Origin of the sequence: Serratia sp. 1D1416 (genome assembly GCF_003641105.1) — a bacterium.
GTDB lineage: Bacteria > Pseudomonadota > Gammaproteobacteria > Enterobacterales > Enterobacteriaceae > Serratia > Serratia ficaria.
Window position 1 is genome coordinate 2,121,401 of record NZ_CP032738.1, and the last position, 13,110, is coordinate 2,134,510.

The following is a 13,110-nucleotide window of genomic DNA, read 5'->3' on the forward strand; positions in this document are numbered from 1 at the left end:
AATTTGGCAACACAATAAAAACATATTAACAACGTGAGCCCGATTGCAATAAAATACATAAATAACAAGCCGCCAACCCCTGATGGTGAGCTTGTTTGGCGGCGTTTCATCCTTGCTTCGTTAATAGGTTAATGAAATTTTTGTGACGTTTTCCCGCTGAATTTACAGCGGTTTCCTATCATTAATCCACCGACGCCAACCGACCGTTCGGCGTGCTACAACGCGCGCTTGCCGGTGCGCCCCCTCGTCCTTAAGGACGATAGTCAGTATTTTCCTTTCCTCTCTATAGTGAGATTGCCGCCGCTGGCGGTGAAAAAACCTGCAAACACCAGGGCGAAAACCATAAGAGGAAATAACCATGAACCTGTCGTCGCGGCTGCACGCCCATCTTGAGCGGGGCAAGGTCGGATTCCCCACCACGCTGGCCAGTTCGGTCGGCGTGATTATGGCCAGTCCGGTGATCCTGACGGTCACCAGCGGCTTCGGCATCGGCGGCGATACCTTCGCGCTGGCGATGCTGATCGCCTTCGTCATGATGCAGGCCCAGCTCACCACCTTCTCCGAAGCGGCGGCGATGCTGCCGACCTCAGGTTCGGTGTACGACTATATCGCCTGCGGCATGGGGCGCTTCTTCGCCATCACCGGGGCGCTTTCCGCCTACCTGATCGTGCACATCTTCGCCGGCACCGCCGAAACCATCCTCTCGGGCATCATGGCGCTGGTGAACTTCGAACACCTCAACACCTTGATGGAAACCCACAACAGCTCATGGATGGTCGGCGTCGGGCTGGTGATCATATTCGGCCAGCTCAACGCATTCGGCATCGAGGCCTTCGGCAAGGCGGAGATCGTGCTGACCTTCGCCATGTGGAGCACGCTGGTCGTTTTCGGCGTCGTCGGGCTGCTGTCGCCGCATGCGGTGCCGCTGGAGGGCTGGTTCGGCAGCACGCTGAGCCTGGACGATCCCTTTGCGGTGTTCAGCCTGATCGGCATGGCGATGTTCATGTTCGTCGGCTGCGAGCTGGTGACGCCGATGGCGCCGGAGATCAAGCGCTCGGCGCGGGTGATCCCGCGCGCCATGGCGCTGGGGCTGTGCGGCGTGGCGGTGTGCATGGCGCTGTACGGCGCGGCGCTCAGCCATCAGGTGGAAAACGCGGTGGTGGACGCCGCCGCCGGCGTGCGCCTGCTGGATACGCCGATGGCCATTCCGGCCTTTGCCGGTCAGGTGATGGGCCAGTTCGGCAAATATTGGTTGGGCATCGGCCTGCTGCTGGCCGGCGCGGCGACCATCAACACGCTGATGGCGGCGGTGCCGCGCATTTTGTACGGCATGGCGCTGGACGGCGCGTTGCCGCGCATGTTCGCCTATCTGCATCCGCGCTTCAAAACGCCGGTGGTCGGCATTCTGGCGGCGGTGCTGATCCCCTGCGTGCACGCCTTCGCCATTCAGGGCAACCTCGACCGCATCATTCCGCTGGTGCTGGCGGCGGTGTGCGCCTGGGGCGTGGCCTATCTGCTGGTGACCTGCTCGGTGGTGATCCTGCGCATGCGTCGGCCGGACCTGCCGCGCGCATACAAATCGCCGTGGTTCCCGCTGCCGCAGATAGTCTCCAGCGTCGGCATCGTGCTGGCGATCCTTTATATCACCCCGCCGGGCATGAACCCGCGCGACGTCTACATTCCCTTCGGCTGGATGCTTGGCCTGACCGCCGCCTACGCGCTGTTCTGGACGCTGTGCGTACAGAAGGTCAATCCGTTCAAACCGGTGCCGGTGGAGCAGGTGCTGGAAAACGCCTTCGCCAAAGCGGAAAACGGGGAGGCGCAGTTTGACCGGCTTACTTCCCTCACTTAATCGCGCCTGGCGGCGGGCGCCGGCGGGCTATCGGCCGGGCGCCACCCTCGACCGGCTGGCGCAGAGCCTGCCGCCCTATGCCTGCGAACGTTTGGCGCCGTCCCTGCTGCGGCTGCAATTGCCGCAGGGGCCGCTGATCGAGGTCAGCGAGCGGGTTCAGGCGCTGTTTATGGCGCACATCGTCAGCCACCGCTTTCGGCTGCAGGGGAACTGCGCTTTGCAGACGCCGCTGGTGCTGAACGTGGTGGCCGGCGGCTGGCTGCGGCGGCGCGGGGTTATTTACCGCAGCCGCCAACAGCACCCTGAAGCGCAGCGGCTGAATGACGCGCTGCGGCGCTATCCGCAGATCGGCGAAACCCTGGCGCAGCTGGATTTTCGCCGCGTTCGGTTGGCGGTAGACGCCGGGCGCTGGACGCTGGACATCGAACCTTTCGCCGCGTCGGAGGTGGTCAGCCGTTTGCCGGCCGGCCGCCGTTATCTGCGGCTGGACGCCGAACAGCGGCGGCTGTTGCTGAGCAGCCTGCTGATGATCGGCCAACTGATGGAGAAGCTCAATGAGTAGAGTCGTAGTGATTACCGGCGGCGGCACCGGGGTGGGCGCCGCCTGCGCCCGCCTGCTGGCGGCGGACGGCGATCGGGTGTTTATCATCGGCCGCCGGCCTGAACCCTTGGCGGCGCTGGCGCCCGAGATCGGCGCGCAGGCGCTGGTGGGCGACGCCTCGAGCGGTGAAAGCTGGAACACGCAGCTATTGCCGGCCATTTTGCGGCAGGCCGGGCGCATCGACTGCCTGATCGGCAGCGCCGGCGGCATGGGGTTCAAGCGCATTACCGAGATGACCGACCAACAGTGGCAGCAGGCGATGGACAGCAACCTCAACAGCGCCTTCGCCAGCGCGCGCGCCTGCCTGCCGGCGCTGGTGAAAAGCGGCGGCAACCTGCTGTTGGTGGCGTCTATCGCTTCGTTGGCCGCCGGCCCGGAGGTGTGCGGTTACGTCACCGCCAAGCACGCGCTGATCGGCCTGATGCGCTCCATCGCCCGCGATTACGGCCCGCAGGGGGTGCGCGCCAACGCAATATGCCCCGGCTGGGTGACCACGCCGATGGCGGATGAGGAGATGCAGCTGCTGATGGACGCCCATCACATTTCATTGGCGCAGGCCTACCGGATGGTGTGCCGCGACGTACCGCTGCGCCGCCCGGCCAGCGCCGAGGAGATCGCCCGCGCCTGCCGTTTTCTCTGTTCGCCGGACGCCTCGATCATTACCGGCGCGGCGCTGGTGGCCGACGGCGGCTCCACCATCGTCGACGTGCCAACCCTGGCTTTCACTTCCCCGTAAGGAGCAGCAAATGAGTTCAGAAGCGGTATTTATTCAGGTCGGTGCGCTGGCCGAAGGCTTTGCGCCGCGCGGCAACACGCTGGAACAGCAGCACGGGCTGGCGGGAACCCAGCTGACGCTGCGCTTTAGCGACGGCGAATCGCTGCGCTGCCGGTTCAACGACGCAAGCACGCTGGAATGGGGCGAACAGCGCGGCGTCGCCTACCGCGCCACCAGCATTCGCCCCGGCGTGCTGTTTATCGATTTCCTCGATCCTCAGCGCGCTAACGCCAGCATTACGCTGGTGTGCGACCGCCATCAGGGCAACTTTACCGCAGTGTACGGCCAGTTGCCGAACGAGAGCCAGGCGCGGCTGGACGCCTTCAGCCGGGTAGAGCAGGGGCTGCCGCTGACGGCGGTAGAAGCCGAGTTCCGTTTCGGCACGCTGGACGACGCGCAGGCCACGCCGCCGGGCTTTACCGACGAGCTGATCGGCATGCGCAACATGTACACCTACAGCCCGACCGAACGTTACGAACACATTTACCTGAACGACGACTTCTACGCCTGGCAGTGTCTGGACGGGGTGGAAAAAGGGTTGGCGGACGTCGACCGCTGCCACTACGTGAAGGTGGCCGAGCAACTCTACCTGTTCGTCTGGCGCGAGAAGATTATCCCGACGCTGGGGGTGGTGGCGATCGATCTGCAGGCCATGCGCACCGACGGCAAGATCCTCGGCTACCAGGGCAGCGACTTCAGCGCGCTGAGCAATTTCGCCGTCGGCGCCCACGCGCAGGTGCTGAACACCACTCGTCATCCACGGGGATAAGCCGATGAACGCAACCTATGCGGCCGATGCGTTCGAGGGGCAGACGGTGCTGGTGACCGGCGGCGCCCAGGGCATCGGGCTGGCGATCGTCGGCGCCTTCGCCCGGCTGGGCGCCGATGTGGTGATGGCGGACCTGCAGCTGCCGAAGGCGCAGGCGGCGGCGGAAAGCCTGCGGCGCGAGGGCCGGCGCGTGCAGGCGCTGGCCTGCGATCTGGCCGACCCCGGGCAGATCGCCGAGCTGGTGGCGGCGGCGGGTGCGCTGCACCAGCGGCTGGACGTGGTTATCCACAACGCCGCCTATTTCCCGCTGACGCCCTTCAGCGACATCGACGCCGCGCTGCTGCAACGCACGCTGAGCGTCAACCTGATGGCGCCGTTCTTCCTGGCGCAGGCGGCGCTGCCGTGGATGCGCCGGCAGGGCGGCGGCAGCATTCTGGTGACCTCGTCGGTGACCGGGCCGCGGGTGGCCTATCCGGGGCTGGCGCACTATGCGGCGTCCAAAGCCGGGGTGAACGGCTTTATCCGCGCGGCGGCGCTGGAGCTGGCGGCGGCGGGCATTCGGGTCAACGGGGTGGAGCCGGGGATGATCCGCACCCCGGCGATGGCCAATCTGGGCGGCGCCGAGGTCAACCGGGCGATCGCCGCCGCGGTGCCGCTCGGGCGGTTGGGGGAGCCGGAAGACATCGCCGCGGCGATGGTGTTTCTCGCTTCGCCGGCGGCGGCCTATATCACCGGCCAGACGCTGGTGGTGGACGGCGGCGCCTTGCTGCCGGAAGCGAATTCTCTGCTTACTTGACGCTGCAGCGTTGTTGGCTGCAGGCGCGCACCCCAGTCGCTTACTTGAGTAAGCTCCTGGGGATTTGCGCCTTGGCCGCCTAGCTGCAACGCCCGTTCATTTGAGGATGCCGATTCATTGAATCATTTCTTGGCGGGATGGGCGGTCACGTTGGCGGGCAGCCGGTCGCCCAGGGTGATCAGCTCGTCCAGCAGCGTCATCAGCTGTTCCATCTTCTGCTGCGAGAACGCGGCTTCAATCTCGGCATATCCCTGTTCCACCTGATGGCGCGCCACCTCGTACAGCTCCTGGCCCTGCTGGGTCAGCGAGACGTACAGCTTGCGCTGATCGTTGACCGGCTTCAGGCGGAAGATCAGCCTGTCGCGCTCCATGCGCGACAGGATGCCGGTCAGGCTGGGGCGCAGGATGCAGGTTTCCGCCGCCAGCTCGTGGAATTCGATCGAGCGGCTGTTGGCCAGCACGCGAATGATGCGCCACTGCTGTTCGGTCAGATTATGGCTTTTCAGGATCGGGCGGAAGAACCCCATGGCGGTTTCACGCGCCTGCAGCAGGGCGATGGTTAAAGATTCATGCATAGGTTTGGCCTTAGCTATCAAGGTGTTCGGTCCGCGCCGCCGGCCTGCTTCAGTGCCGCAGGGGGGCGCGGGCGCCCGGGTATCGTTAATAACTTAATAGTAGCCAAATTTCACCCGCGGGATAAAGCGAAAATGCGCTCGGCGGCTAAAAAGACGGCTAAAAACGCTTAATGTGTTGAATAACAACGCTTATGTTGGCGATTTGTGAATATTTTGTTATCGCGATCACAAATCGCCCCACGCACGTTGCGTAAAAGCTGCACAGCGTATAAAAGTAATCGTTAATATATTAATGAATACCGGTTGTCATGTTCTGTCACTGAAGGAGTTCGCATGAAAGGCACCGTATTTTCCGTTGCGCTGAACCATCGCAGCCAGCTGGACGCCTGGGATCAGGCGTTTCACCAGCCACCCTATAAAACCCCGCCCAAAACCCCGGTGTGGTTTATCAAACCGCGCAATACCCACCTCGCCAACGGCGGGGCGATCCCGTTCCCGGCCGGTGAAACGGTGCAGAGCGGCGGCACGCTGGCGGTGATCGTCGGCGATACCGCGCGCAAGGTACCGGCCGACAAGGTGAGCGAGTATCTGGCCGGCTATGCGCTGGCCAACGACGTCAGCCTGCCGGAAACCAGCTTCTATCGCCCGGCGATCAAGGCGAAATGCCGCGACGGCTTCTGCCCGCTGGGGGATATCGGCCAGCTGGCGGCGACCGACCGGCTGGAGATCGTCACCGAGATCAACGGCGTGGAGCAGGATCGCTGGTCGACCGCCGATCTGCTGCGTTCGGTGCCGGAACTGATCGCCGCCATCAGCGATTTCATTACCCTGCAACCGGGCGATGCGGTGCTGATCGGCACCCCGCACCGGCGGGTGGAGATCAAACCGGGGGATGAGGTGAGGGTGCGCGCCGCCGGCCTGCCCACTTTGACCAACCGCGTGAGCCAGGCAGGAGAATAATCATGAGACACGCCCGTATTCGCCATCATGGCCAGATTGTTAACGTCAGCGTGGATGAGCAGCTGCACGTTACCCTGCCGGACGGCAACATCCTGGATGAGCAAGACGTCGAGTGGCTGCCGCCGGCGCAGGGCACGGTATTCGCCCTGGGGCTGAACTATGCCGACCACGCCAGCGAGCTGGAATTCAAGGCGCCGGAGGAGCCGCTGGTGTTCCTCAAGGCGCCTAACACCCTGACCGGCCACCGCCAGGTGTCGGTACGGCCGGCCGGCGTGGAATATATGCACTACGAGGCCGAACTGGTGGCGGTGATCGGCAAGACCGCGCGCAACGTCAGCCGCGAAGACGCCATGGACCATGTGGCCGGCTACACCCTGTGCAACGACTACGCCATCCGCGACTACCTGGAAAACTACTACCGCCCGAACCTGCGGGTGAAGAGCCGCGACACCCTGACGCCGATCGGTCCGTACATCGTCGACCGCGACGACGTCGCCGATCCGCATCGGCTGGCGCTCAGCACCTATGTCAACGGCGAGCTGCGCCAGCGCGGCAGCACCGCCGACATGATTTTCGATATCCCGTTCCTGATCGCCTACCTGAGCGAATTCATGACGCTGCAGCCGGGCGACATGATCGCCACCGGCACGCCGAAAGGGCTGGCCGACGTGCTGCCGGGCGACGAAGTGGTGGTGGAGATCGAAGGCATCGGCCGTCTGGTTAACCACATCATCAGTGAAAAAGATTACGAGGAGAGCCTGCGATGAAAACCATCAACCACTGGATCGACGGCAAGAGCGTCGCCAGCAAAGACTATTTCACCACCAGCAACCCGGCCAACGGCGAGGTGCTGGCGGAGGTGGCGTCCGGCGGCCAGCTGGAGATCGATCGGGCGGTGGCCGCCGCCAAAGCGGCGTTCCCCAAGTGGGCCAACACGCCGATGAAAGAGCGCGCGCGCCTGATGCGCCGCCTGGGCGAGCTGATCGATGAAAACGTGCCGCAAATCGCCGAGCTGGAAACCGCCGACACCGGCCTGCCGATCCACCAGACCAAAAACGTGCTGATCCCGCGCGCGTCGCACAACTTCGAGTTCTTCGCCGAAATTTGCCAGCAGATGAACGGCAAAACCTACCCGGTGGACGACAAGATGCTCAACTACACGCTGATCCAGCCGGTCGGGGTGTGTGCGCTGGTGTCGCCGTGGAACGTGCCTTTCATGACCGCCACCTGGAAAACCGCGCCCTGTCTGGCGCTGGGCAATACCGCGGTGCTGAAGATGTCCGAACTGTCGCCGCTGACCGCCGATCGCCTGGGCGAGTTGGCGCTGGAAGCCGGCATCCCGGCCGGGGTGCTGAACGTGGTGCAGGGCTACGGCGCCACCGCCGGCGACGCGCTGGTGCGCCATAAAGACGTGCGGGCGGTGTCCTTCACCGGCGGCACCGCCACCGGCCGCCGCATCATCGAGAGCGCCGGGCTGAAGAAATTCTCCATGGAGCTGGGCGGCAAATCGCCGGTGCTGATCTTCGAGGATGCCGATATCGAACGCGCGCTGGACGCCGCGCTGTTCACCATCTTCTCGATCAACGGCGAACGCTGCACCGCCGGTTCGCGCATCTTCATTCAGGAAAGCATCTACCCGGAATTCGTCAAGCGTTTCGCCGAGCGCGCCAACCGCCTGCGGGTGGGCGATCCGCAGGATCCCAACACCCAGGTGGGGGCGTTGATCAGCCGGCAGCACTGGGAAAAGGTCTCCGGCTATATCCGCCTGGGGGTGGAGGAAGGGGCGACCCTGCTGGCCGGCGGCCCGGAAAAACCGGCCGGCCTGAGCCACGGCAACTTCCTGCGCCCGACGGTGCTGGCGGACGTCGACAACCGGATGCGCATCGCGCAGGAGGAAATCTTCGGGCCGGTGGCCTGCCTGCTGCCGTTCAAATCCGAAGAAGACGGCCTGCGCATGGCCAACGACGTGGAATACGGCCTGGCGTCGTACATCTGGACGCAGGACGTGAGCAAGGTTCTGCGTCTGGCGCGCGGCATTGAAGCGGGCATGGTGTTCGTCAACACCCAAAACGTGCGCGATCTGCGCCAGCCGTTCGGCGGCGTCAAAGCCTCCGGCACCGGCCGCGAGGGCGGCGAATACAGTTTCGAGGTGTTCGCCGAGATGAAGAACGTGTGCATTTCCATGGGTGACCACCCAATCCCGAAATGGGGCGTCTAAGCCTCTGGCCACAACAAAAACGAAAGAGATGAGAACGATGACGACAAAACTTACCACCCATGCTGCCCCTGCTCCCGACGTCGTGCGCTGCGCCTACATGGAAATTCAGGTAACGGACCTCAAAGCGGCGCGCGAATTCTACGTCGACATCCTTGGCCTGGTGGTCACCGCCGAGGACGAGAACACCCTGTACCTGCGTTCGATGGAAGAGTTTATCCACCACAACCTGGTGCTGCGCGAAGGCCCGGTGGCCGCCGTTGCGGCCTTTGCCTTCCGCGTGCGCACGCCGGAAGACGTCGACCGCGCCGAAGCCTATTTCAATGCGCTGGGCTGCCGCACCGAGCGCCGGGTGAACGGCTTCGTCAAAGGCATCGGCGATGCGGTGCGGGTTGAAGATCCGCTCGGCTTTCCGTACGAGTTTTTCTACGACGTGCAGCACGTCGAACGCCTGGCCTGGCGTTACGATCTCTACACGCCGGGCGCGCTGGTGCGCCTCGATCACTTTAACCAAATTACGCCCGACGTCCCGAAGGCCGTGGAATACATCCAGGGGCTGGGTTTCCGCGTGACGGAAGATATCCGCGATGAAAACGGCGTGGTTTACGCCGCCTGGATGCGCCGCAAAGCCACGGTGCACGATACCGCGATGACCGGCGGCGCCGGGCCGCGCATGCACCATATCGCCTTTGCCACCCATGAAAAGCACAACATTCTGGCCATCTGCGACAAGCTCGGCGCGCTGCGTAAATCCGATTTGATCGAACGCGGCCCCGGCCGCCACGGCGTCTCCAACGCCTTCTATCTCTACCTGCGCGATCCCGATGGCCACCGGGTGGAAATCTACACCCAGGATTACTACACCGGCGATCCGGATAACCCGACCGTGAGCTGGGACGTGCACGACAACCAGCGCCGCGACTGGTGGGGCAACCCGGTGGTGCCGAGCTGGTACACCGAGGGATCGCAAGTGTTGGATCTCGACGGCCGGCCGCAGCCGGTTATCGAACGCAGCGCGCCAAGCGAAATGGCCGTCACCATCGGCGCAGACGGTTTTTCCTACACCCGCGAGGGCGATACGGAAAAGGGCTTCAAGCTCGGCAACACCCTGTAACCATCGCCGCGCGGGCGGCTTGCCCGCGCGAATTCGCCGTTCGGAGATTGCTATGCCGCATTTTTATGCTGAATGCACCAACAACATCCGCGAAGAGGCCGATCTTCCCGCCCTGTTCGCCAGGGTCAATCAGGCGCTGGCGGACACCGGCATCTTCCCGCTGGCCGGGGTGCGCAGCCGCGCCATCTGGCTGGACACCTGGCAGATGGCCGACGGCAAGCAGGATTACGCCTTCGTGCATATGACGCTGAAGATCGGTCACGGCCGCAGCCCGGAAAGCCGCGAGCAGGTCGGCGAGATGCTGTTCGCGCTGATAAAGGAACACTTCGCCGCGCTGATGGCGCAGCGTTATCTGGCGCTCTCTTTCACCATGGAAGAGCTGGATCCGCTGCTGAACTACAAGCAGAACAACGTTCACGCGCTATTTCGCAAAGAGTGAGAAGGGGTCGTAAATGCTGGATAAACAGCTGATTAACCGTGCGGTGCAGCGCCTGCATCAGGCGGAGCAAAACCGTGAACAGATCCGTGCGCTGTCGCTCGATCATCCCGAGATCACCATCGAAGACGCCTACGCCATTCAGCGCCAGTGGGTGGCGTTGAAGATAGCCGAGGGGCGCACGCTGAAAGGCCACAAGATTGGCCTGACCTCGCGCGCCATGCAGGTCAGCTCGCAGATCTCCGAGCCGGACTACGGCGCGCTGCTGGACGACATGTTCTTCAACGACGGCGGCGATATTCCTTTCGATCGCTTTATCGTGCCGCGGGTGGAGGTGGAGCTGGCCTTCGTGCTGGCCAAGCCGCTGCGCGGGCCGAACTGCACGCTGTTCGACGTGTATAACGCCACCGACTACGTCATCCCGGCGCTGGAAATCATCGACGCGCGCAGCCACAACGTCGATCCGCAGACCCAGCGGCCGCGCAAGGTGTTCGACACCATTTCCGACAACGCCGCCAACGCCGGCGTGGTGATGGGCGGCCGGCCCATCAGGCCGGACGCGCTGGATCTGCGCTGGATTTCCGCCTTGCTGTACCGCAACGGGGTGATCGAAGAGTCCGGCGTGGCGGCGGCGGTGCTCAATCATCCGGCCAACGGCGTGGCCTGGCTGGCCAACAAGCTGGCGCCTTATGAGGTGGCGCTGGAGGCGGGGCAGGTGATCCTCGGCGGCTCCTTTACCCGGCCGGTGCCGGCCAGGCGCGGCGACACCTTCCACGTCGACTACGGCCCGATGGGCTGCATCAGTTGCCGCTTCGTTTAGGAGAAAACCGATGTTAACCAACCACTTCAAACGGGCGCTGCAGGAAAAACGCCCGCAGATCGGCCTGTGGCTCGGGCTATGCAGCAGCTACAGCGCCGAACTGCTGGCCGGCGCCGGTTTCGACTGGCTGCTGATCGACGGCGAGCATGCGCCCAACAACGTGCAGACGGTGCTGGGCCAGCTGCAGGCTATCGCGCCTTATCCGAGCCACCCGGTGGTGCGCCCGCCGTGGAACGATGCGGTGATGATCAAACAGCTGCTGGACGTGGGCGCGCAAACCCTGCTGATCCCGATGATCCAAAACGCCGGGCAGGCGCGCGATGCGGTGCGCGCCACCCGCTATCCGCCGCATGGCATCCGCGGCGTCGGCAGCGCGCTGGCGCGCGCTTCCCGCTGGAACCGGGTGCCGAATTACCTGCAGCTGGCCGACGAAGAAATGTGCGTGCTGGTGCAGATCGAGACCCGCGAAGCGGTGAAAAACCTCGACGCGATTCTGCAGGTGGAGGGGGTGGACGGGGTGTTTATCGGCCCGGCGGATCTGAGCGCCGACATGGGCTTCGCCGGCAATCCGCAGCACCCCGAGGTGCAGCGCACCATCGACGACGCCATCGCGCGCATCAGCGCCGCCGGCAAGGCGCCGGGCATCCTGATGGCCGACCGGGCGCTGGCGCAGCGCTATCTGGCGTCCGGCGCGCTGTTCGTCGCCGTCGGGGTGGACACCACCCTGCTGGCGCGCGCGGCGGGATCCCTGGCGAGCGAGTTCAAACAGGGCGGGGCGGAAACGCCATCATCGGGAGTCTATTAAGCCATGAACCACGTCGATTCGCTGCCGCCGGCCAACCCGGCGCAGCAACATAAAGCGTTAACCGCCGCCGAGCAATCGGTGATTAAAAAGTTATTTCGGCGCCTGATTATTTTCCTGTTTGTGCTGTTTGTTTTCTCTTTTCTCGACCGCATCAATATCGGCTTCGCCGGGCTGACGATGGGCAAGGATCTCGGCCTCAGTTCGACCATGTTCGGCCTGGCGGCGACGCTGTTCTACGCCACCTACGTGATCTTCGGCATTCCGAGCAACATCATGCTGGGGATCGTCGGCGCGCGGCGCTGGATCGCCACCATCATGGTGCTGTGGGGCATCGCCTCCACCTGCACCCTGTTCGCCACCGGGCCGACCAGCCTGTACCTGCTGCGCATGATCGTCGGCATTACCGAGGCCGGCTTCCTGCCGGGCATTCTGGTGTATCTCACCTATTGGTTCCCGGCGTTTTACCGCGCCCGCGCCAACGCGCTGTTTATGATCGCCATGCCGGTGACCATGGCGATCGGCTCGCTGGTCTCGGGCTACATTCTGGCGCTGGACGGGGTGATGAACCTGAAGGGCTGGCAGTGGCTGTTCCTGCTGGAGGGCATTCCGTCGGTGCTGCTGGGCGTGGCGGTGTGGTTCTATCTCGACGATACGCCGGCCAAGGCCAGGTGGCTGACCGACGAAGAAAAAGCCAGCCTGCAGGCGATGATGGACGCCGACAAGCTGCAGCTGGTGCAGCCCGGCGGCCCGAGCAGCCAGCGCGCGCTGCGGCAGCGCGGCCTGTGGCGCGAAGTGCTGACGCCGGTGGTGCTGATGTACACGCTGGCCTACTTCTGCCTGACCAACACCCTGAGCGCCATCAATATCTGGACGCCGCAGATCCTGCAGAGCTTTAACCAGGGCAGCAGCAACATCGTGATCGGCATTCTGGCGGCGATCCCGCAGATCTGTACCATCGCCGGCATGGTGTGGTGGAGCAAAAGATCCGATCGCCTGCAGGAGCGCAAGCACCATACCGCGCTGCCGTATCTGTTCGCCGCCGCCGGCTGGCTGCTGGCTTCGGCCACCGATCACAGCCTGATCCAACTGCTGGGGATCGTGATGGCCTCGGTCGGCTCCTTTACCGCCATGGCTATCTTCTGGACTACGCCGGATCGGTCGATCAGCCTGGAAGCGCGAGCGGTGGGGATCGCGGTGATCAACGCCACCGGCAACATCGGATCGGCGGTCAGCCCGCTGTTGATCGGCTGGTTCAAGGATCTGACCGGCAGCTTCAATTCCGGGCTGTATTTCGTTTCGGCGCTGTTGATCGTCGGCGCCGTGCTGGTGTGGCGCATTCCGATGGCGGGATCCCGCCCAAGGGCGACGCCTTAGTCGACTGAATTTTGAGGA

The 13,110-nt window shown here is 64.0% G+C and carries 14 protein-coding genes; 13 read left to right on the forward strand and 1 reads right to left on the reverse strand.

What is annotated here, in order from left to right; genetic code table 11:
* Positions 1-358: 358 nt before the first annotated feature.
* From D7I37_RS10025 to D7I37_RS10045, 5 genes are read left to right on the forward strand one after another with little or no spacing between them, the layout of a single operon-like run.
* Complete coding sequence (locus D7I37_RS10025; RefSeq protein WP_129543645.1) at positions 359-1,852, forward strand: APC family permease; 1,494 nt, start codon at positions 359-361, stop codon at positions 1,850-1,852.
* Positions 1,827-2,414, forward strand: coding sequence for a DUF3156 family protein (locus tag D7I37_RS10030; protein WP_095095655.1), 588 nt, complete (start codon positions 1,827-1,829; stop codon positions 2,412-2,414). The genes D7I37_RS10025 and D7I37_RS10030 overlap by 26 nt, the downstream gene beginning before the upstream one ends.
* Entirely contained in the window at positions 2,407-3,189 is a 783-nt protein-coding gene (locus D7I37_RS10035) for an SDR family NAD(P)-dependent oxidoreductase (protein ID WP_129543646.1), read from the forward strand. The genes D7I37_RS10030 and D7I37_RS10035 overlap by 8 nt, the downstream gene beginning before the upstream one ends.
* 10 nt (positions 3,190-3,199) lie before the next feature.
* Positions 3,200-3,997 carry a MoaF C-terminal domain-containing protein gene (locus D7I37_RS10040; RefSeq protein WP_061794837.1) on the forward strand — a complete coding sequence of 266 codons (798 nt, stop codon included), beginning with the start codon at positions 3,200-3,202 and terminating at the stop codon, positions 3,995-3,997.
* A 4-nt stretch (positions 3,998-4,001) separates the two neighbouring features.
* On the forward strand, positions 4,002-4,793 hold the full coding sequence (locus D7I37_RS10045) for an SDR family oxidoreductase (RefSeq protein WP_095095658.1): 792 nt from the start codon (positions 4,002-4,004) through the stop codon (positions 4,791-4,793).
* Between the two features lie 122 nt (positions 4,794-4,915).
* Here the strand turns inward: D7I37_RS10045 and hpaR are convergent, their stop codons facing one another.
* Positions 4,916-5,368 (reverse strand): homoprotocatechuate degradation operon regulator HpaR, encoded by a 453-nt coding sequence (gene hpaR, locus D7I37_RS10050; protein WP_061794839.1) that lies wholly within the window; start codon positions 5,366-5,368, stop codon positions 4,916-4,918.
* 333 nt (positions 5,369-5,701) lie between these two features.
* Between hpaR and D7I37_RS10055 the strand changes: the two genes are divergently transcribed.
* The 8 genes from D7I37_RS10055 to hpaX are packed head-to-tail and all read left to right on the forward strand — an operon-like array spanning position 5,702 to position 13,092.
* The gene (locus D7I37_RS10055) at positions 5,702-6,328 is read left to right on the forward strand and encodes a fumarylacetoacetate hydrolase family protein (RefSeq protein WP_095095662.1); all 627 of its coding nucleotides are present in this window, start codon (positions 5,702-5,704) and stop codon (positions 6,326-6,328) included.
* A gap of 2 nt (positions 6,329-6,330) precedes the next feature.
* Positions 6,331-7,095, forward strand: a complete 765-nt coding sequence (locus tag D7I37_RS10060; RefSeq protein WP_061794841.1) for a fumarylacetoacetate hydrolase family protein — start codon at positions 6,331-6,333, stop codon at positions 7,093-7,095.
* The gene (hpaE, locus tag D7I37_RS10065) at positions 7,092-8,546 is read left to right on the forward strand and encodes a 5-carboxymethyl-2-hydroxymuconate semialdehyde dehydrogenase (protein WP_061794842.1); all 1,455 of its coding nucleotides are present in this window, start codon (positions 7,092-7,094) and stop codon (positions 8,544-8,546) included. The genes D7I37_RS10060 and hpaE overlap by 4 nt, the downstream gene beginning before the upstream one ends.
* Positions 8,547-8,583: 37 nt before the next feature.
* Entirely contained in the window at positions 8,584-9,657 is a 1,074-nt protein-coding gene (gene hpaD, locus D7I37_RS10070) for a 3,4-dihydroxyphenylacetate 2,3-dioxygenase (RefSeq protein ID WP_095095666.1), read from the forward strand.
* Positions 9,658-9,709: 52 nt separating this feature from the next.
* On the forward strand, positions 9,710-10,096 hold the full coding sequence (locus tag D7I37_RS10075) for a 5-carboxymethyl-2-hydroxymuconate Delta-isomerase (protein WP_061794844.1): 387 nt from the start codon (positions 9,710-9,712) through the stop codon (positions 10,094-10,096).
* Between the two features lie 13 nt (positions 10,097-10,109).
* The gene (hpaH, locus tag D7I37_RS10080) at positions 10,110-10,913 is read left to right on the forward strand and encodes a 2-oxo-hept-4-ene-1,7-dioate hydratase (RefSeq protein WP_061794845.1); all 804 of its coding nucleotides are present in this window, start codon (positions 10,110-10,112) and stop codon (positions 10,911-10,913) included.
* Between the two features lie 10 nt (positions 10,914-10,923).
* Entirely contained in the window at positions 10,924-11,718 is a 795-nt protein-coding gene (gene hpaI, locus D7I37_RS10085; protein WP_095095669.1) for a 4-hydroxy-2-oxoheptanedioate aldolase, read from the forward strand.
* A 3-nt stretch (positions 11,719-11,721) separates the two neighbouring features.
* A complete protein-coding gene (hpaX, locus tag D7I37_RS10090; protein WP_061794847.1) occupies positions 11,722-13,092 on the forward strand; it encodes a 4-hydroxyphenylacetate permease in 1,371 nt (456 codons plus the stop codon).
* Positions 13,093-13,110: the final 18 nt, after the last annotated feature.